This window comes from Cupriavidus nantongensis (genome assembly GCF_001598055.1).
In the GTDB taxonomy this organism is placed as follows: Bacteria; Pseudomonadota; Gammaproteobacteria; order Burkholderiales; family Burkholderiaceae; genus Cupriavidus; species Cupriavidus nantongensis.
In genome coordinates this window covers 4,415,292-4,434,965 of record NZ_CP014844.1, presented here as the reverse complement: position 1 = coordinate 4,434,965, position 19,674 = coordinate 4,415,292, and the positions used below count along the sequence as shown (strand labels likewise).

16 protein-coding genes are annotated in these 19,674 nt (G+C 66.0%); 8 read left to right on the top strand and 8 right to left on the bottom strand.

Translation table 11 applies throughout. The features are described from left to right. Positions 1-7 precede the first annotated feature (7 nt). From A2G96_RS20500 to A2G96_RS20490, 3 genes are read left to right on the top strand one after another with little or no spacing between them, the layout of a single operon-like run. Positions 8-1,054 (top strand): DUF2157 domain-containing protein, encoded by a 1,047-nt coding sequence (locus tag A2G96_RS20500; protein ID WP_062801864.1) that lies wholly within the window; start codon positions 8-10, stop codon positions 1,052-1,054. Beyond that, positions 1,051-2,166, top strand: coding sequence for a DUF4401 domain-containing protein (locus A2G96_RS20495; RefSeq protein WP_062801863.1), 1,116 nt, complete (start codon positions 1,051-1,053; stop codon positions 2,164-2,166). Before A2G96_RS20500 ends, A2G96_RS20495 begins: the two co-directional genes overlap by 4 nt. Next, positions 2,163-2,660 carry a GDYXXLXY domain-containing protein gene (locus A2G96_RS20490; protein WP_062801862.1) on the top strand — a complete coding sequence of 166 codons (498 nt, stop codon included), beginning with the start codon at positions 2,163-2,165 and terminating at the stop codon, positions 2,658-2,660. Before A2G96_RS20495 ends, A2G96_RS20490 begins: the two co-directional genes overlap by 4 nt. Positions 2,661-2,698: 38 nt before the next feature. Here A2G96_RS20490 and A2G96_RS20485 read toward each other — a convergent pair whose 3' ends face one another. The 5 genes from A2G96_RS20485 to A2G96_RS20470 form a co-directional block, all read right to left on the bottom strand. Continuing rightward, positions 2,699-3,340 (bottom strand): LysE family translocator, encoded by a 642-nt coding sequence (locus A2G96_RS20485; RefSeq protein WP_062801861.1) that lies wholly within the window; start codon positions 3,338-3,340, stop codon positions 2,699-2,701. A gap of 87 nt (positions 3,341-3,427) precedes the next feature. Next, on the bottom strand, positions 3,428-5,260 hold the full coding sequence (locus tag A2G96_RS20480) for an NAD(P)-binding domain-containing protein (protein ID WP_231909602.1): 1,833 nt from the start codon (positions 5,258-5,260) through the stop codon (positions 3,428-3,430). A gap of 153 nt (positions 5,261-5,413) precedes the next feature. After that, entirely contained in the window at positions 5,414-5,698 is a 285-nt protein-coding gene (locus A2G96_RS33440) for a DUF2237 domain-containing protein (protein ID WP_150124188.1), read from the bottom strand. 10 nt (positions 5,699-5,708) lie between these two features. Continuing rightward, complete coding sequence (gene ychF, locus A2G96_RS20475; protein ID WP_062802256.1) at positions 5,709-6,800, bottom strand: redox-regulated ATPase YchF; 1,092 nt, start codon at positions 6,798-6,800, stop codon at positions 5,709-5,711. Between the two features lie 285 nt (positions 6,801-7,085). Then, the gene (locus A2G96_RS20470) at positions 7,086-7,331 is read right to left on the bottom strand and encodes a hypothetical protein (protein WP_062801860.1); all 246 of its coding nucleotides are present in this window, start codon (positions 7,329-7,331) and stop codon (positions 7,086-7,088) included. Positions 7,332-7,559: 228 nt separating this feature from the next. Between A2G96_RS20470 and A2G96_RS20465 the strand changes: the two genes are divergently transcribed. From A2G96_RS20465 to A2G96_RS20445, 5 genes are all read left to right on the top strand, one after another. After that, positions 7,560-8,849 carry a UbiH/UbiF family hydroxylase gene (locus tag A2G96_RS20465; protein ID WP_062801859.1) on the top strand — a complete coding sequence of 430 codons (1,290 nt, stop codon included), beginning with the start codon at positions 7,560-7,562 and terminating at the stop codon, positions 8,847-8,849. Between the two features lie 77 nt (positions 8,850-8,926). Further along, positions 8,927-9,685, top strand: a complete 759-nt coding sequence (locus tag A2G96_RS20460) for a DsbC family protein (protein ID WP_062801858.1) — start codon at positions 8,927-8,929, stop codon at positions 9,683-9,685. A 112-nt stretch (positions 9,686-9,797) separates the two neighbouring features. After that, positions 9,798-10,802, top strand: coding sequence for an acrylyl-CoA reductase (NADPH) (gene acuI, locus A2G96_RS20455; RefSeq protein ID WP_062801857.1), 1,005 nt, complete (start codon positions 9,798-9,800; stop codon positions 10,800-10,802). Positions 10,803-10,885: 83 nt separating this feature from the next. Then, complete coding sequence (locus A2G96_RS20450; protein WP_062801856.1) at positions 10,886-12,700, top strand: M61 family metallopeptidase; 1,815 nt, start codon at positions 10,886-10,888, stop codon at positions 12,698-12,700. Positions 12,701-12,759: 59 nt separating this feature from the next. Then, entirely contained in the window at positions 12,760-15,135 is a 2,376-nt protein-coding gene (locus tag A2G96_RS20445; protein WP_062801855.1) for an FUSC family protein, read from the top strand. A gap of 157 nt (positions 15,136-15,292) precedes the next feature. On the opposite strand, the gene A2G96_RS20440 is transcribed toward A2G96_RS20445, so the two are convergent. The 3 genes from A2G96_RS20440 to A2G96_RS20430 all read right to left on the bottom strand — a co-directional run bounded on the left by A2G96_RS20440 (position 15,293) and on the right by A2G96_RS20430 (position 19,610). Then, entirely contained in the window at positions 15,293-16,285 is a 993-nt protein-coding gene (locus A2G96_RS20440; protein WP_062797860.1) for an IS110 family RNA-guided transposase, read from the bottom strand. Positions 16,286-16,511: 226 nt separating this feature from the next. Next, positions 16,512-17,843, bottom strand: coding sequence for an ABC transporter ATP-binding protein (locus A2G96_RS20435; protein WP_062801854.1), 1,332 nt, complete (start codon positions 17,841-17,843; stop codon positions 16,512-16,514). 12 nt (positions 17,844-17,855) lie between these two features. Continuing rightward, entirely contained in the window at positions 17,856-19,610 is a 1,755-nt protein-coding gene (locus tag A2G96_RS20430) for an ABC transporter permease (RefSeq protein WP_174549305.1), read from the bottom strand. Positions 19,611-19,674: the final 64 nt, after the last annotated feature.

Here is a 19,674-nt window from a genome sequence, read left to right as displayed (position 1 = left end):
GGCGAGCATGCAAGCAACCCGCATCGGAGCAAATGGCCCGGACCACGAAGCCGTTGGCGAGCGGCGCGCCATCCGCCAGGCACTGGCGCACTGGCGCGCGCTGGGCCGCCTGGCGCCGGCGGCGGTCGCTGTACCGTGGGCGCGCACCGAACCGGTCGCCGGCGACTGGCGCCGCTGGCTCGACATCGCGCTGATGGCGCTGGGCACCGCGCTGCTGTGCGCCGGCGTGATCGTGTTCTTTGCCTTCAACTGGCAGGACCTGCACAAGTTTTCCAAGTTCGGCCTGCTCGCCGGCGCGATCACGCTGCTGGCCAGCTTTGCCTGGCTGCGCCCGGCGGGCGATGCCGCCGGCCGCGCCGCGCTGGGCGGCGCGCAGGTGGTGGCGGGCGTGCTGCTGGCGGTGATCGGCCAGACCTACCAGACCGGCGCCGACCCCTGGCAGCTGTTCGCGCTGTGGGCGCTGCTGGCGTTGCCATGGGCGCTGGCGGCGCGCGCGGCGCCGCACTGGTGGCTGGTGATCGTGGTCGGCAACCTGGCGCTGCTGCGGTACTTCAGTCTTCGCTTCGGCGTCGATGGCGTGTTCTCGCTGCTGTTCGATTCGCGCCACGTGCGCACCGCCACGCTGACGTTGCTGGGCGCGGTGGCGCTGCAGCTGGTGCTGTGGCAGCTCCTGTGCGCGCAGGCGCCGGCGCTCGGCTTCCGCGGGCTGACCGGCGGCCGCATGCTGGCGGCGCTGGCGTGCCTGCATGCCGGCTCGCTCGGGCTGGCCAGCCTGCTGCGCAGCGATTTCGACGGCGCCGCCTTTGCGCTGGCGGTGCTGGCGCTGGCCGCACTGGTCTGGTGGTTCCGCTGGCACGTTTTCGACATCGTGGTGCTGAGCCTGGCCTGCCTGACCGGCATCGTGCTGGCCGTGGCCGCGATCGCCAAGGTGCTGTTCGAGGGCAAGGATGATTTCGGCGCGTTCCTGTTGCTCGGCCTGCTGACCATCGGCCTGGCCGCCGCCGCGGCCGCGTGGCTGATGCGGGCCTGGCGCAGCCAGCTGGAGCAGGCATGAGCAACGTACTTCAGACTGAGCAACGGCTCTGGCAACAACTCGCCGCCCGCGGCGAGGTACAGGGCGAGCCGCCCGCGCATCCCCATACGCCGTGGTCGGTACGCTGCCTGATGGGCGCGGCGGGCTGGCTCGGCGCCTTGTTCTTCCAGTTTTTCCTGGTCGGCACGGTCTTCGTTGCCGCGCGCGAGAACGGCGTGGCGATGGCCGTCACCGGGCTGGCGATGATCGCGCTGGCGGCGCTGCTGTACTGGCGCGGCGGCGGCATCGCCGCGGGGCAGTTCGCGCTGGCGGTCAGCCTGAGCGGGCAAGGCATGGCCGTGTTCGGCCTGACCGAGGCACTCGGCTTCACGCGCGTCGCCGAGAGCGCTGGCTTCTGGGCCGCGCTGGCGCTGTTCGAGGCCGCGCTGGCGTGGCTGGTACCCAACCGGCTGCACCGGCTGCTGTGCGGGCTGGGCGCGTGGATCGGGCTGGCCGGCGCGGTGCATCTGCTCATGGCGGGGAGCAAGCCGGAGGACTGGCTGTTGCTGACGTGGTCGCTCGGCTGGCTGGTGCCGCTCGGCGCCGCGCTGGCGACCGGCTTCACGCTGGCCGAGGCGCGCCTGTGCGCGCACGGCCGCCATGCGCTGCTGGAACCGCTGGCCGACGCAACGCTGCTGTTCACGCTGGCGGCGGCGCTGGTGGTCACCGGCATGAGCCATCCGCTGGCCTGGCTGGAGGGCCCGGAAGCGGCGCGCATCCCGCTGGCACACTGGGCAGCGGGCGGTCTGACTACGCTGATGCTGGCCGGCTTCGCGCTGGCCGAATGCCGCCGCCTGGCCCTCGGCGCAGCGACGCAAGGCTTCGTGCTCGCCGGACTGGTGGCGTTTGGCGCGCTGATGGCGGCCGCGCCCGCGGTGGTGGCCGGCGTGCTCGCGCTCGGGCTGGCGCTGCGCCGGGCCTCGATGCCGTGGCTGGGGCTGGGCGTTACCAGCATCGCCATCGGCTTTATCTGGTACTACGCGGCGCTGCACTGGACCTTGCTGGCCAAGTCCGCCACGCTCGCCGCGGCCGGCGTGCTGCTGCTGGCCGGACGCCACTGGCTGCTGCGCCGCGCACGGATGGAGGCCGCATGAAACGCTGGATCCTGATCGCCTGGGCGCTGACGCTGGCGCTGGCCGCCGTCGGCATCGCCGGCAAGGAGCGCCTGCTGGCGCGCGGCGATACCGTCTTCCTCAAGCTCGCGCCGGTCGATCCGCGCTCGCTGATGCAGGGCGACTATATGGCGCTGAACTTCGACATCGGCAACCAGATCCGAGCCGCACGGGCGCAAGACCGGCAGCTTCCGCGCGACGGCGTCGCCGTGATCCGGCGCGACCCGCAGGGCGTTGCCAGCTTCGTGCGCGTGCACGGCGCCGAGCCGCTGGCGCCGGGCGAGCAGCTGCTGCGCTACCAGACCGCGCGCTCGCGCTGGGGGGGCATGCAGGTGCAGGTGTCGACCGATGCGTATTTCTTCCAGGAGGGGCAGGGCAAGCGCTTCGCGCAGGCCGAGTATGGGGAATTCCGCGTGGGGGCGGACGGGCAGGCGCTGCTGGTGGGGTTGCGGGGGAAGGGGATGGAGAAGCTGTAAGGTCCCCTGTCCTGTCGCATCAAATTCGAATGCACTCGTCAATGCAGGGCCTCCGCTGCTAACAGAGTGGCCATCGAAATCATCAGTCCGCCACCAATGATGTTGAAGAGCCTTAGCCTTTTCCCGCTGAACAATGTGCTCGAACTCGCGACATGAGCGGCGGCGACCCACGCCGCATCTATGACCAGCCCCAGGCCAATCGGTATCAGTGAAAAAACTAGCAAGTAGACGATCGGACGGTCCGCCCCGTCGCCCATAAAGCTGGGGACTATCGAGCCAAACATAATCAATGCTTTTGGATTGGTCGCGCCCACGATGATTCCTGCAACCAATGATTGCTGGCTCTTTCGGGGGGTGCTTTTTCCTCCTGCCAGCATAGGTCTGGAAAAGAGCAAATATTGAAAGCCGATGCCTAGCAAGACGACGGCACCTAGCAGTCGAATGAAAATCAAGACATGGTCGGAGCGCATCAGCAGCGTGCCGATTCCCATCGCTACGATCACAGCAACACAATAGGTCCCGATCGCATTGCCGATCACACCTCGTAACGCATTCCTCCGTCCCACTGCTATCGTTTGCCCGACAAGAAACATGATGCTCGGGCCTGGAACGGCGATCAGCACAGCGGAGGTCAGCACGAGCCCCAGAACGCCATTGAACGCAGTTAGCTCTACAGGCATGGATAGTCCCTTCTATCGACCTGATTCAGGTCAGCGTCACGCTGTTCATCAGCCATTCTTCCACCGCTTGTGGCCGGAGAGGAAGTCTTAGGGTTGTGTTCTCATAAGCCACGCCAGGGTTGGCTGCACCCGCAGTGCCTCGGCAACTTCTTCCTCGCTCATCAACGGATAGCATTTACCTACATGCTCATCGTGCACTGGCAGCGTGCTCCGGCGCTCTTCAAGGCCCAGCGCACAGGAGCAAGCATTGAAAGCGACGTTCCTGTACTGGTCAACGTTGGTCTCGGCATCAACGTAGTCGTCCAGATCCCAACGACCGATTAGGCTCTCCTGCATATGGAGTGAATCGACTTCCACGCCTCCGCGGAAAACATGGAGGACAGGGTGAATATACGCGCTCTTGGATGTGTCGAAATGATCCGCTGGTAGCGTGAAGTAGTGCGTTGGGAGTTCGCCATTTCCATACTGGGAAAAACCATACTGGAAAACTATTTCAATCCGATTCTGTTCATTTCCCCAACGTTCGTAGTTGTACTCGCGCGGAAATGCTGGCCACACACATGCACGAACAACGCTTTCCTCATCGCTTTCTTCAAACGTGACAGCGCTTCCGAAATAGCTGAAGAGTTCAAACAAGGACATGCTGGAACTTACATACTGAACGATGAATTCTGCAAGAGCGGTGAGTGCACTAGCAGGGTCTTCCATCGGTACTTTGCACTCAAATATCGGCTTAAGCGCCATATCATGATGTCGTTCCGCGATGATGTTGCCCAGTGCCTGAATGTTGCATCGAAAGCCATGTACAAAACCAGAAGCGGCGTCTGGGTCGTTGACGCGCATCGAGGCACCTATGAAATACAGACCAGGCTCCGTCACGGACTCCCAACTTGATGTGAGGAGGTAGTACTTCCCTTTCTCGTCCGTGGCTGGCCGGACGGTCTCCATATCGAAGATATGGGGCATGGTGTAGTTAAATCCGCAACAAACAATCAGATCATCTATGATTCCCGATCGCTTCAACCATCTCGGCGGCGTCCAATGGGGACAGGGTGTTTCGTAGCGAATCAACAGCCGCCCATCGTTCTTTCCGCCGGCTATCCGATGAACCTCTACGATACGGTCACTAACAATATTGTTGTTCGACTTGAGTTGCATCAGGTCAAAGATATCCGAAACTTGAGCACGTAAATCGTGTACGTTGTGAGTCTGCCGAGCGAACAACGGTAAGGAACGTGTGACAACGCGCGTCTCAGCCGTAATATCGACAAGGTGATGCGCGATTTCGAAAGCAGAGTTACCTCGTCCCAGCACGACGACAATCTTGTTCCTGTAGCGCTCAGCAGCCATGTCAGCATCGAAGTCTTCGTACAAGGTACAGGTATCAGGGCCGATACCTTTTATATCAGGCAGAATAGGTTCCGATTTTCCCGTGGCGAAAAATATTCGATCTGCTGAGGTGCATACAGAGTCAGATATTTGGACGGTGAAGTGACCATTGTTTCGCGACACACGGCGAACATACGTGCCGGTGCGAATATGCTTTGTCAGTCCCATCCGTTCGGCCACATACTTCAGATACTCTTTGTAAATCTTTGCAGGTGGCCAATGTTCTGATGTCCATTCGGTAAACAGGAGTTTGGGGTCTTTGGCTACATCTTCAGCGCTGATGGTACTGAGTGAGTGCCAGTCATAGCGCATTCGATAGGTGTGATTTTCACCGGGGACGTATTTTTTGTTGAGCGAAATTAGTTGGCCGCATACAGGATGGCGGTCCCATTGTCCGCCAACACTTTCGCTTGCTTCTAGCAAGAGATATTCGATGCTGCGCTTGCTGAGTCCAAGGGCCATATTAAGCCCGGCAGGGCCCCCGCCAATAATGATGTTTGGGTAATATTCTTGCATTGCGTTCACCTCCATGCGGATTTCCAGTTGAAACGTACTGGAAGACTCATATCGAGTGATATTTGTGGTGCGCCCTTAAGTAGCAAGGTTTCGGGTTGTCGAGGATATTCCAATGCCAGCCAGTGCTCTCCACGTACCTTCAGCACGCACGGCCCGGTATGGAGGCCTTCAGGATTCATGCTGGACAACGCAGGAGGAAATAAATGTGAGAGGAATCCTCAAAGCAGTACTGAAATTTCCGAACTTGCTTGGGATCTGACTGTGCAGGGTGGTGTGGAAGCCACGCTGGTCGCGCACGTCCCGTGTACGGCTTTGGGGCAGCGCGCTGGCATTCGTCGCGGCGAGGCGGCTGAGCGGTGCTAAACCATCGTCCGCTGCCGTGAGGAAGAAAAAAGCCCAGCAGTTGCTGGGCTTCTTGATGGTCTCGATATGTCGTGAGACATCTTGAATCAACAGCTTTGGCTTAGACGTTGAACAGGAAGTTCATCACATCCCCATCCTTCACCACATATTCCTTGCCTTCGGCGCGCATCTTGCCGGCTTCCTTGGCGCCGGTCTCGCCCTTGAAGGCGATGAAGTCGTCATAGGCGATGGTTTGCGCGCGGATAAAGCCGCGTTCGAAGTCGGTGTGGATCACGCCGGCGGCCTTGGGCGCGGTGTCGCCCACGTGGATGGTCCAGGCGCGCACTTCCTTGACCCCGGCGGTGAAGTACGTCTGCAGGCCCAGCAGCTTGAAGCCGGCGCGGATCACGCGGTCCAGGCCCGGCTCGTCCATGCCCAGGTCGGCCAGGAACTCGGCCTTGTCGGCGTCGTCGAGGTCGGCGATCTCGGCTTCGATGGCGGCGCAGACGGCGACCACGGGGGAATCGGTCTGCTTGGCGTATTCGCGCACCGCGTCCAGGTGCGGGTTGTTGTCGAAGCCGTCTTCACGCACGTTGGCCACGTACATGGTCGGCTTGGCGGTGATCAGGCAGAACGGGCGGATCGCATCCCACTCTTCCGGCGCCAGGTCCAGGGTGCGCACGGCCTTGGCCTGGTCCAGCACGGACTGGGCCTTTTCCAGCACGGCCACCAGGCGCTGGGCTTCCTTGTCGCCGGCGCGGGCCGGCTTGACGTAGCGCGCCAGCGCCTTCTCGACGGTGGCCAGGTCGGCCAGCGCCAGTTCGGTGTTGATGACTTCGATGTCCGACAGCGGGTCGACGCGGCCGGCCACGTGGATCACGTTGTCGTCCTCGAAGCAGCGCACCACGTGGGTGATGGCATCGCATTCGCGGATATTGGCCAGGAACTGGTTGCCCAGGCCTTCACCCTTGGAGGCGCCCGCCACCAGCCCGGCGATGTCGACGAACTCGACCGTGGCCGGCAGGATGCGCTCGGGCTTGACGATCTCGGCCAGCTTCGCGAGCCTCGGATCCGGCACTTCCACCACGCCCACATTGGGCTCGATGGTGCAGAACGGATAGTTTTCGGCGGCGATGCCGGCCTTGGTCAGGGCATTGAACAGCGTGGACTTGCCGACGTTGGGCAGGCCGACGATGCCGCATTTGAGGCTCATGGTGTGGTCTTCGGAATCAATGGGTTGCGTGATGCCACCGGTGCCCGCAGCGCCGTGGTGGCCGCGCATCGCGCGCTACCGCGGGGGGCTGCATCGGGACGAGACAAAGACATCACATCGCGCTGGCTCGGCGAAGTTGCACGCGTTGCCACGGAAAACCGCGATTGTAACCTTTTGGGGGGCTGGAGCGGTGTCAGGGCAGAAGCGACGCCCTGGCAAACAAAACGGCCAAGGTGTCAGCTTGGCCGTGCATCGTGGTCTGGTGCCGGATCGTTATGGTGGTGATCAGGCGCCGTCGCTGAATTGGTCGCGCATATCCGTGGTTTTTGCGCCGTCGGTGAACGTGTCGCGGGTTCCCCGCGCGCCGTCGGTGTAGACATCAAACTTTGAAACCTTGGCACCATCGGTGTAGACATCAAACTTCGAAACCTTCGCGCCATCCGTATAGACGTCGCGAAGACCGGTACCCCCGAATGCCGTGCCCATGGCCCCAGCGGTGACGACGGCAATCAATAATGCTTGTTTGATCATTTTTCCACCTCCCTTCAGGTGGTGAGTTCCCCGGTCAGAAATGTTCGCTTCAATATAGGCCCCGGCGTGTCGGTGGGCGCAAGCGCCGACCCTATTGTTTTGTTCTAAGGCTTATGACGTGCAGCTATAAGGGCCGGCCGATGAGGGCGCAGCGTCGGACGCTTCTTGCTGCACCGGGGCGCCGCCTGGCGCGGACAGGCCCCGGAGTGACGTGGCTATAATCCAGCCATGACCCGATCCCACGCGTCCGCGCGACCTGCCGCGCGCAAATCCTCCGCTTTCCAGGTTGCCGTCGTCGGCGGCGGCATCGTTGGCAAGTCCTGCGCGCTGCTGCTGGCGCAGCAGGGCATGGACGTCGCGCTGATCGCGCCCAGGCCCGCGCGCGCAGGGGCCGGTGCCGGGCCGGACGACTGGGACAGCCGCATCTACGCCTTCTCCGCCAGCTCGCAGGCGCTGCTCGAGCGCATGCGCGTGTGGGAGGCGCTGGACCCGGCGCGGATCCAGCCGGTGCGCGACATGCGCGTATTCGGCGACGTCAGTGCCGCCGAGACCTCGCCCAGCTTCGACGGCGACCTGCATTTTTCAGCGTATGCCGCGGCGGTGCCGCAGCTGGCGTGGATCATCGAGTCGCGGCTGGTCGAGCGCGCGCTCGACACCGCGCTCGGTTTCCAGCACCAGGTGACGTGGCACGACGGCACCGCGGGTGTGTGCGAGCGCGACCCCGACGGCATCACCCTGACGCTGGACAACGGCAGCAAGGTGCGCACCGCGCTGGCGATCGGCGCCGACGGCGCGCGCTCGTGGCTGCGCCAGCAATGCCATATCGGCGTCAGCACGCGCAAGTACCGCCAGCTTGGCGTGGTCGCCAACTTTGCCTGCGAGCGGCCGCATCGTGAAACCGCCTGGCAGTGGTTCCTGGGCGCGCCGGAAAAGCTGATGGCCGACGAGGAACCCGCCAACGGCGAAGTTCTGGCCATGCTGCCGCTGCCGGACAACCATGTATCGATGGTCTGGTCCGCCGACGAGGCCCACGCGCGCGAGCTGTTGGCGCTGTCGCCCGAGGCGCTCGCCGCCACCGTGATGCAGGGCGCCAGTGGCGCGGTCGGCGCGCAGTTCGGCGCGCTGCGCTGCGTGACCCCCGCGCAGGGCTTCCCGCTGGTACTGCAGCGTGCCGACCAGTTCGTGCAGCCGCATGTGGCGCTGGTGGGCGACGCCGCCCACGTGGTGCATCCGCTGGCCGGCCAGGGCATGAACCTGGGCCTGCGCGACGTCGCGGAACTTGGCCGCGTGATGGCCGACAAAGAACCTTTCCGCAGCGAGGGCGACCTGCGCCTGCTGCGCCGCTACGAGCGCGCGCGCGCCACCGATTTGTTATCGCTGACCGCGGCCACCGACGGGCTGCACCGGCTGTTCTCGCTGCCGGGCAGCGTGGCGCGGGTGGTGCGCAATACCGGCATGCGCGCGGTCGGCGGCCAGTCGCTGCTCAAGCGCATGCTGATCGGGCGCGCACTCGGCTAGGTTCGCACGCATACCGTCCGACCCCGTACGCCCCCACACGCCCCCACACGCCCCCTTACCGAATTCCTGGAGTCAACATGTTCCCATCCCTGCGCCGCCGTCCCGCCGTCTATGCCACCATCACCGCCATTGCCGGCGGACTGGCCGCGGCCGGCTTCGCGCTGCACGCCATGGCGGCGGGCGAGCCCGGCACCGACCGCATCAAGGAGTCGCTGCAGAAGATGCTGGGCGGCCGCGCCGAAGTGAAGAGCGTCGGCAAGACCCCGGTGCCGGGCCTGTTCGAAGCCAATATCGGCGGCCAGGTGGTGTACACCGACGCCACCGGCCGCTACATCCTGAACGGCGAGATGATCGATACCCGCACCGGCACCAACCTGACCGAGGAGCGGCTGGCGGAGATCAACCGCATCAAGTGGTCGGACCTGCCGCTGGCGCGCGCGATCAAGTGGACCAAGGGCGATGGCAGCCGCCAGGTGGCGGTGTTCTCCGATCCCAATTGCGGCTACTGCAAGCGCATCGAGCAGACCTTCCAGCAGATGGACAACATTACCGTGTACACCTTCCTGTACCCGGTGCTGTCGCCGGATTCTGAGACCAAGTCCAGGCAGGTCTGGTGCGCGGCCGACCGCACCAAGGCCTGGCGCGACTGGATGCTCAAGCAGGTGGCGCTGACCGGCAACGGCAGCTGCAAGACGCCGCTGGAAGAGAACCTGGCCTTGGGTCACAGCATGAACGTGACCGGCACTCCGGCGGTGTTCTTCACCGACGGCACCCGCATCCCCGGCGCGGCGGACGTCGCCACGCTGGAACGCAAGCTCGCCAGCATCAAGAAGTAAGCGCGCGCCGGACCTGTCCCGGCCCGAGCGACGGCCGGACCTGTCCGGCCGTCATGCTTTCTGCCTTTCCCATCATTGCATGCGATCGCCGCCAGGCGACCAAGGAGACACCATGACTTTCCAGGCAGTGCTGCTGACCCAGGCCGACGGCGCCACCCAGGCCAATCTCGCCACCCTCGACGAGGCCCAGTTGCCAGCCGATGGCGACGTGCTGGTCGCCGTTGATTACTCCACCATCAATTTCAAGGACGGCCTGGCCATCACCGGGCACTCGCCGGTGGTGCGCAAGTGGCCGATGGTGGCGGGCATCGACGGGGCCGGCACGGTGCTTGAGTCTGCGCATCCGCGCTGGAAAGCCGGCGACAAGGTGGTGCTGAACGGCTACGGCGTGGGCGAGACCCACTGGGGCTGCCTGGCGCAGCGCGCCCGCCTGAACGGCGACTGGCTGGTGCCGCTGCCCGCCGCCTTCACCACGCGCCAGGCCATGGCGATCGGCACCGCGGGCTATACCGCGATGCTGTCGGTGCTGGCGCTGGAGCGCGGCGGCGTCAACGGCCCGGTGCGCCCGGGCGACGGCGAGGTGCTGGTGACCGGGGCTTCGGGCGGGGTCGGTTCGGTGGCGATCGCGCTGCTGAGCAAGCTGGGCTACCAGGTGGTGGCTTCCACCGGCAAGACGCGCGAGGCAGATTTCCTGAAGGCGCTCGGCGCTCACGACGTGATCGACCGTGCCGAGCTGGGCGTGCCGGGCAAGCCGCTGCAGAAGGAACGCTGGGCCGCGGTGGTCGATTCGGTCGGCTCGCACACGCTGGTCAATGCCTGCGCACAGGTGCGCTACGGCGGCGTGGTGACGGCGTGCGGGCTGGCGCAGGGGCTGGATTTCCCGGGCTCGGTGGCGCCCTTCATCCTGCGCGGCATCACGCTGCACGGCATCGACAGCGTGATGGCGGCGATGCCGCTGCGCGAACAGGCCTGGCAGCGCCTGGCCAGCGACCTGGAACTGGACCGGCTGAATGCGCTGACGCGCGAGATCGGCCTCGGCGAAGCCATCGACGCCGGCCGCAAGATCATGGAAGGCGCCATGCGCGGGCGCGTGGTGGTGGATGTGAATCGCGGCTGAGCGGCACCGGGCGGTCTCGCCGCGCCTTCTTCGCGCCTTCCCGCGTCGGCGCTGCACGCAGCGCCGACGTTACAATCCTGCCCATGACGCCGATCCGCTACGCCATCGCCCCGCTTCAGCCTGAAGCGCACCTGTTTGCCGTTACCGTCACCGTGAGCGAGCCCGATCCGGCCGGGCAGTGTTTCTCGCTGCCGGCGTGGATCCCCGGCAGCTACATGATCCGGGACTTCGCGCGCAATATCGTGCGTATCCGCGCCGACGCGGGCGGGCGCGAGATCGCGCTGACCAAGCTCGACAAGCAGCGCTGGCAGGCCGCGCCGGTCGCGCTGGCCGACGGCCCGCTGACGCTCAGCTACGAGGTCTACGCGTGGGACCTGTCGGTGCGCGCCGCGCACCTGGACACCACCCATGGCTTCTTCAACGGCAGCTCGGTGTTCCTGTGCGTGGAAGGGCAGGCCGAGCGCCCATGCACCGTCGACATCCATGCCCCCGCGGGCGAGGCCTACCGCGACTGGCGCGTGGCCACCGCCATGCGCGAGGCGCCCGGCCGCGACGGAGCGAAGCGCTACGGCTTCGGCCGCTACCAGGTGGCCGACTATGACGAGCTGGTCGACCACCCGGTCGAGATGGGCACCTTCCAGCTGGCCAGCTTCCGCGCCTGCGGCGCGCAGCACGACGTGGTCTTCACCGGGCGCGTGCCGCAGCTGGACCTCGAGCGCGTGTGCCGCGACCTGAAGCGCATCTGCGAGACCCAGATCCGGCTGTTCGAGCCGCGCACCGCGCAGGCGCCGTTCCTCGACAGCAACCGCCGCTACGTGTTCATGACCATGGTCACCAGCGACGGCTACGGCGGCCTGGAGCATCGCGCCAGCACCGCGCTGATCTGCTCGCGCAACGACCTGCCGGTGCGCGGCAACAGCGAAACCAACGAGGGCTACCGCACCTTCCTCGGACTGTGCAGCCACGAGTATTTCCACACCTGGAACGTCAAGCGTATCAAGCCGGCCGCCTTCGTGCCGTACCGGCTGGCGCAGGAGACCTACACGCCGCTGCTGTGGCTGTTCGAGGGCTTTACCAGCTACTACGACGACCTGGTGCTGGTGCGCTCGGGCTGCGTCACCGAGGCGCAGTATGTCGAGATGCTGGCCAAGACCTGGAACGGCGTGCTGCGCGGCAACGGCCGCACCAAGCAAAGCGTCGCCGAAAGCTCCTTCGACGCGTGGACCAAGTACTACCGCCAGGACGAGAACGCGCCCAACGCCATCGTCAGCTACTACACCAAGGGCGCGCTGGTGGCGCTGGCGCTGGACCTGACCATCCGCGACAAGACCCGCGGGCGGCGCTCGCTCGACGATGTCATGCGCGCGCTGTGGCGCGCCTACGGCCGCGGCTTCTACGGGCCGGACGCAGTGCAGCGCGGCGTGACCGAGGCCGAGGTTTACGCGCTGTTCGATGAAGTCACGGGCCTGCGCATGGGGCCGCTGCTGCGCGCGCTTACCGAAGGCACCGGCGAGTTGCCGCTGCCGCCGCTGTTCAAGACATTCGGGATCAAGGCCGAGGCGCAGAAGCCGGCGCGCACCGCCGCGCTGGGGATCAAGGTCAAGACCGAGGACGGCTGGGTGCGCGTGACCCAGGTGCTCGACGGCGGCGCCGCGCAGGCCGCGGGCCTGTCCGCCGGCGACCTGCTGGTCGCCGTCGACGGCGTGCGCGTGGCGCCGGGCCAGCTGGACAAGCTGCTGGCACGCTACCGCCCTGGCGACCGCATCGCGCTGCACGCGTTCCGCCGCGACGAGCTGCAGGCGCTGCCGGTGACGCTGGCGCGCGAGCCGGCGGCGCAGTTCAAGCTCAAGGCGGAGGGCGGGCGGCATGCGGCGCGCTCGCGCTGGCTGGGCCAGTAAGCTAGTCTTCCTTCGCCGCGACACCAGACCCCGCCACCGCGGTCCTCCGCCCCCGCTGCATGCAATACGCGCACGATCCCCGCACCTTCCTGTATTCGCACTATGTGTACCGCGGGCTGCGCTCGGCCACGGGCGTGATCGGCGCGACGCTGATCGCGCTGCACTTCAGCGACCTGCCCACCGCGATGGTGGTATCGATGGGCGCGCTGTGCACCAGCCTGATGGACCTGCCCAGCCCGCTGAACCACAAGTTCAACGAGATGCTGGCCAGCGTGCTGCTGTGCAGCGTGGTCACGCTGGTGGTGGCGCTGGCCACGCCGTTCCCGCGCGTGATGCCGTTCCTGCTGGTGCTGGTGACGTTCATGGCCGGCATGATGACGGTGTACGGCAACAAGACGCTGCCGCTGCAGTTCGCCGCGCTGTTCGTGATGACGCTCACCATCAACGAAGACTTCCTGGTGCGGCGCGCGCTGGAGCATGCGGCGCTGTTCAGCGTCGGCGCGGTGGCCTACCTCGGTTACGCGATGCTGGTGAGCTGGGTTACCGAGCGCCGCACCCGGCAGCAGGTGCTGGCCGAATCGCTGTACGAGCTGGCCGGCTATCTCGAGATCAAGGCCGGCTTCTACGACGCCGGCAATGACTTCGAGGCCCAGTTCAACCAGCTGGTGCGGCAGCAGATCGTGGTGGCCGAGCGCCAGCAGGCCGCGCGCGACCTGGTGCTGCGCGGCAACCGCACCCCGCACGACGGGCTGCTGGTGCAGGTGCACCTGCGCATGCTCGACCTGTACGAGTACATCCTGTCGACCAACACCGACTATCCGATGCTGCGCCAGACCTTCGCCGGCACGCCGGTGCTGGACCACCTGCGCGGGCTGGTGATGCAGATGTGCAAGGACGTCGAAGAGATCGCCTACGAGGTCACGCGCGGGCGGGGCTCGTACGCCACGGTGGAATACCGCCCGGGCCTGCGCGCGGTCGAGGCGGAGATCGCGCAGCTGCGCCACCACCATATCAACCCGGCGGCGATGACGGCGCTGGTCGAGACCCTCGACATGATGCGCGGCGCGATCACGCTGATCGGCCAGCTGCACGAGGCCTCGCGCACCCCGGTGGAGCCGGCCAAGGTGCTGCCCGGCTCCGACATGACGCCGTTCCTGACGCGCCAGAAGTACGAGCTGAGCGTGCTGCGCGACAACCTGAAGTGGCGCTCGCCGGCGTTCCGCTTTGCGCTGCGGGTGTCGATGGCGGTGGCGCTGGGGCTGTGGATCGCCGAGCGCCTGCCCTACGTGTCGCACAGCTACTGGATCCTGCTGACCATCATCGTGATCCTGAAGCCCAACTTCAGCATGACCAAGCAGCGCTACAACGACCGCGTGATCGGCACGCTGATCGGCTGCGTGGTCTCGGTCGCGATCCTGAAGGTGGTGCACCAGCCGCTGATCCTGCTGGGCGTGCTGTTCCTGTCGCTGGTCGCCAGCGCCGCCTTCGTCACCATCAAGTACCGCTACACCGCGATCGCCGCCTGCATCCAGGTGCTGATCCAGATTCACCTGCTGATGCCGAACAGTCCCACCGTCGCGGGCGAGCGGCTGGTGGATACGGTCATCGGCGGCATCATCGCGTCGCTGTTCAGCTTCGTGCTGCCGAGCTGGGAGTACCGTGCCATCCCCAAGCTGGTCGAAAACGTGCTGCAGGCCAACCGCCGCTATATCGCCGCCACGCGCGACCTGCTGCTGCGCCGGGCCAAGGATGACTTTGCCTACCGCGTGCAGCGCAAGCAGTTCATGGACAACCTGTCGGCGCTGATCTCGTCGTTCCAGCGCATGCTGGACGAGCCCAGGAGCCGGCATCGCGCGGTCGACAACCTGAACCGCTTCATCGTGCAGAACTACCTCGTCGCCGCACATGTGGCGGCGGCACGCATCCATGTGCGCCAGCACTACGAGGAACTCGATCTCCCGGCCGCCGAGGCCGCGATCGAACAAGCCACCGAGGCCGCCAGCCACAGCCTGCAATTGGCCAGCGAACGCCTGCACGCCGACGAGCGCGGCGGCGGCCGCGGCGCCGGCTTTATCCGCAGCGCCAAGGCGCCGGTGGCAGTTGTTGTCGAGGCGGTCCCTGAAGCGGCCCCCGGGGCGGCCCCTGAAGCGGCCCCTGAAGCGGTCGCGGCAACCGTCACGCCCGAAGCCGAGGAAGACGCCGCCGCGGAACGCCGCGCCCGGCTGGCGGACTCCGCCGACAAGCGCCGCACCGACACGCTGGTGCAGGCCGCCGCGGCGGGCGAGTCGAGCGAACAGGCAGGGCCGACATCCAGCTCCACCGGCCGCCCCGCCAACGCGGTGCTGGAGCGCCGGCTGCGCGCGCTGCGCGAGGACGCGGCCAAGATCGCGCTGCGCACGGGGGCGATTGGCAGGGCGATGCGGGCGCGGTCGTAGGGATCCGGAACCGATTGTTTTCGCCCCTCTCCCGCTTGCGGGAGAGGGGCGGGGGAGAGGGCAGGAGCCTCCACGAAGTGAACGCCGTCGCCCGGGCCAGCGCCGGCCCTCTCCCCCAACCCCTCTCCCGCGCGCGGGAGAGCAACTGTGTTTAAAGTCAAGGTTTGACGGACGGCATAGCATGCTTAGTCGGGTCCCACACTGCGCCGTCTCTGGCCATCGCATTCAGGATGGTAAGGAGCTTGCGCATGCAGGCAACGATGGCAACTTTCTTGGCCTTGCCGGCCGCCAGCAGGCGCTGGTAGAACGAAGCAATAGCCGGGTTATAGCGCTTGGCCGACAGCGTAGCCATGTACAGCACCGCGCGCACTTCGCCACGTCCGCCCCAGATGCGGCGTGGACCTTGCCGTTTGCCAGAGTCATTGGCCAGCGGAGCAACACCGACGAGCTTGCCGATGGCCCTTCGCCCCAGCTTGCCCAACTCCGGCAGTGCCGCCAACAACGTCATGGTGGTCACCGCGCCGACACCTTTGACCGCTTCAAGCAGCGCACGCTGGTCTTTGAAGTGCTTTTCGATGTGCCAGTCCACATCCTTGTCGATTTGGCCTATCTGTTTGTCCAGCGTGCGAATCACCGCCCGGATGCTGCGTGCTGCCTCTGGCGACGCCTTTTCCAAGCGATTGCCTTCGGCCACACGCATCTCCAGCAACTGCCTGCGGCGCGTCATCAGCGATGTCAGTTGCTCGCGATGCGCTTCCAACCGGGCTGTGACGTACTTTTGGCGGTCCTGATGGCGCGCCAGCACGTTGGCGAAGTCTCGCAAACACCGGGCGTCCACCTGGTCGGTCTTGGCCAACATGCCCATCGACTTGGCAAAGTCGCGGGCCTGGCGCGGATTCACGCGCGCAACTTCAAGACCGGCCTGCTGGAGCGTACAAACCAGCCCACGCTCATAACCACCGGTGGCCTCAATCACCACCAGATCAACTTCGGACGCTTTGAATTTCCCGGCCAGCTCGTTCCATCCCGAGGCGTCATTGCTCAAGCGCAGACACTGATCGTTCCAGGAAGCATCGAGATGCTCTTTGGATACGTCAATTCCAGCGTTGGGCCGTGGTCCTTGGTTCGATTCCCTGCCTTGCGGATGCATACTCGGTATTGGCAACTGTTCGGGTTACACGAATTGGATAGAACGGGCCGGTGCGTTGACCAAGTGCTCTCCCACGAGCTGCGAACTCTGAGGGGTTTCAGGTTTGGCGCACCAACCACGAAAAACAAGCAATCCTACATTGACGACTCTGCCGGTCGCTACTCTTCTTGAATGCCTTCAGAACAACGTTCCGAGAACATACAAGGGGAGCAAACCAGCAGTGAGATTAAACGCCGCGCTCCGCCGCCCCCTCATCCTCCGGCAACGTCAGCACCCCGCTGTTATAGCTGTACTCGAAAATCTCCCCATACCGCCCCCAACCGATCGCCACGCTCAGCACGCGTTCGGCCTCCGCCGGCTTCAGGAACTGCTCCAGCGCTTCGAGCACCTGTTCCTCGCCGATCTCGCCGCTTTCGCTCGCCACCAGCTCGCGCCGCACATGCGCGGCCAGCGCGATGTTGGCGAGCAGTTGCCGGCCGAAGATGGCCTTGCGCTGCTGCGGTCCGGCCGCGTAGTAGGCGCGGCCGGCGTCGGTGGCGGTGATGTCGCCGGCCTCGATCGACACCAGTTGCACCAGTTGCAGCGCTTCGCAGGCCGGCAGCAGTTCGTCGTCGGTCAGGCCGGCTTCGTCGGCCAGGTGGGGCAGGTCGGCGCGGCAGTGGAAGGGCGCCTCGCACAGCAGATCGAGGATGGCTTCCATCTGGCTGATGTCGGCGTCCGGCAGCCGGTAGCCGATCTCGCGCGCCGGCGCTGGCGCGAGCGCTTCGGCCGCCGGGGCTGTCATCAGCGCGTAGATCTGGTCGACCAGCGCGCGCACCTGGGCACTGTCGCGGTTGCGCGGGCGCGGCAGCGCCACCGGCACCTCGGCGCGGATGCGGCCCGGGTCGCTCGACAGGATCACGATGCGGTCGGCCATCATCACCGCTTCCTCGATATTGTGCGAAACGATCAGGATGCTCCTGATGTTGGCGCGGCCGCTTTCCCACAGCGCCAGCATTTCGTCGCGCAGGGTCTCGCCGGTCAGCACGTCCAGCGCCGAGAACGCTTCGTCCATCAGCAGCAGGTCGGGCTCGGTCACCAGCGCGCGCGCGATGCCGACGCGCTGGCGCATGCCGCCCGACAGCTCGCGCGGCAGCGCGCTGTTGAAGCCGGCCAGGCCGATCATGTCGATCGCGGCCTCGGCGCGGCGCTCGCGCTCGGCTTTGGGCACGCCCTGCGCCTCCAGCCCCAGCTCGACGTTCTGCTGCACCGTCAGCCACGGGAACAGCGCGAACGACTGGAACACCATGGCGATGCCCTCGGCGGTGCCGGCCAGGCGCTGGCCGCGAAATCGCACCTCGCCGCGGTCGGCGCCGACCAGGCCCGCCATGATGCGCAGCAGCGTGGACTTGCCCGAGCCGGACTTGCCCAGCATGGCGACGATCTCGCCCTCGCGCAGGGTCAGGTCGACGCCTTCGAGCACGGCGCGGTCGCTCTGGCTGGCGGTGCGGAAGATCTTGCCGACGCCGCGCAGTTCGATCACCGCCGCGGCGGTGGGGGTTGCAATGTTCTCTGCCATCGTTGCCGTGCCTTACAGGCGTGTGCGCTCCTGCGCGAGTTGGTACAGGCGGTTCCACAACAGCCGGTTGAAGCCCACCACGAACAGCGCCATCACGCCGATGCCCAGCGCAATGCGCGGGAAATCGCCGCGCGCGGTGGTCTCGGCGATATAGCTGCCGAGCCCGGTGGCGACGATGGTGCGATCGCCCCAGGTCACGTATTCGGACACGATGCTGGCGTTCCACGAGCCGCCCGCGGCCGTGACCAGCCCGGTCAGCAGGCTGGGAAAGACTGCAGGAATCAGGAAGCGCTTCCACAGCAGCCAGCCGCGCAGCCCGAAGTTGCGCGCGGCAAGCTTCAGCTCGGTGGGAATGCCCGAGGCCCCGGCGATCACGTTGAACAGGATGTACCACTGGGTGCCGAAGATCAGCAGCGGGCTCAGCCAGATCTCCGGGTTCAGCGCGAAGCGCGCGATCAGCATCACCGCCAGCGGGAACATCAGGTTGGCCGGGAACGCCGCCAGGAACTGCGCGATCGGCTGCGCAATGCGTGCCAGGTCCGGGTTCAGGCCGATGCGGATGCCGATAGGCACCCACACCAGCGCCGCCAGCGCAATCAGCACGATCACCCGCAGCATGGTCAGCGTGCCCAGCCACAGCACGTGGACCACTTCGCCCCAGCCCACCTCGCTGTGGACGAAATAGCCCACGCGCAGCAGCGCGGCCAGCGCCACCAGCACGATCACGGCGTCGCGCACACGGCCCAGCCATAGCGCCCGGCGCGGATCGACCGCACGGGCCGGTGCCGGCATGCGCGTGCGCGCGCCCCACGCCAGCGTGCGCGCGGCCAGCGCGGCGGCCTGCGCCAGCAGCGCGCCGACCCATGCCGAGCGGCGCAGCAGGTCCAGCAGCCACGACTGCGGCAGCTTGTCCTGCGCCAGGGTCTCGAAGCGGAAGCGGTCGGCCCAGGCCACCAGCGGGCGGAACAGCAACTGGTCGTACAGCAGGATGCCGACCAGCATCGCCACGATGGCCCAGCCGATCGCGGCGAGGTCCTGCTGCTGGATCGCCAGCGCGATATAGGAGCCGATGCCGGGCAGCCGGATATCGTGGCCCGACACCGAGATCGCCTCGGACGCGACCACGAAGAACCAGCCACCGGACATCGACATCATCATGTTCCACAGCAACCCCGGCATGGCGTACGGCACCTCCAGCCGCCAGAAGCGCTGCCACGCCGAGAGCCGGAACATGGCCGCGGCCTCGAGCAAATCGCCCGGGATGGTGCGGAACGACTGGTACAGGCTGAAGGCCATGTTCCAGGCCTGCGACGTGAAGATGGCAAAGATCGCCGCGCACTCCACCCCCGCCAGGTTGCCCGGGAACAGGGCGATGAAGCCGGTCACGGTGATCGACAGGAAGCCCAGCACCGGGATCGACTGCAGGATGTCCAGCGCCGGCACCAATACCTTCTCGGCGGTGCGGCTCTTGGACGCCAGCGCGGCAAAGGCCAGCGAGAACAGCAGCGATGCCGCCAGCGCGGCCAGCATGCGGATGCTGGTGCGCATCAGGTAGTAGGGCAGGTAGGCCACGTCCAGGTGCACCGCCAGCGGCTGGTCGGGTCGGAACGGGACATTCATCTGCTGCGCGGCGAACGCGATCATCACGATCACGGCCAGGATGATCGGCAGCAGCACCAGGTCGAAGCGGTTGGGCGGGGCGCGCAGCAGCTGGCTGTCGAAGCCAGGGGCGGGCGGGGCCGCGTTGCGGTCGGCGGGTGGCATCATGGGCGCTTGTCGTGTATCGAGCTGGCGGGGCGGAGGCTTGTGGCCTGCCCCGGGTTCGCGGCCC